Source organism: Bacillus sp. SIMBA_005, assembly GCF_046535585.1.
GTDB lineage: Bacteria > Bacillota > Bacilli > Bacillales > Bacillaceae > Bacillus > Bacillus pumilus.
Map to the genome: position 1 here is coordinate 1 of NZ_JAWRWI010000841.1, position 251 is coordinate 251.

Sequence of the window (251 nt, forward strand, 5' to 3'; positions counted from 1 at the left end):
CCCGTGTCACGATCACGCCGGCTGAGGTATGCATCCACGTAGGCCTGTGCCGCTGCGTCCAGGGTAGACTGCATTGTGTCCAGCGCAGTTCGTTCGGCGTCTGTCACGCTATCAGTATTCACTGAGGAGCCAAACATGCTTTCCATCACGCCTTTAGCCGGTTCAGGAATACGGGCTGTACCACAAATTGCGCTGCCATTGCCGGTAGAATAATTACCGTTGCTTCCCGTCGTCTGCATCAGAGCCGTTCT

At 55.8% G+C, this 251-nt stretch carries 1 protein-coding gene; it reads right to left on the reverse strand.

Annotation, left to right across the window (positions count from 1 at the left end; genetic code table 11):
- A partial coding sequence (locus tag SB660_RS22445) for a hypothetical protein (RefSeq protein WP_410584684.1) occupies positions 1 to 239 on the reverse strand: 239 nt, incomplete at its 3' end.
- Between the last annotated feature and the right edge of the window lie 12 nt (positions 240 to 251).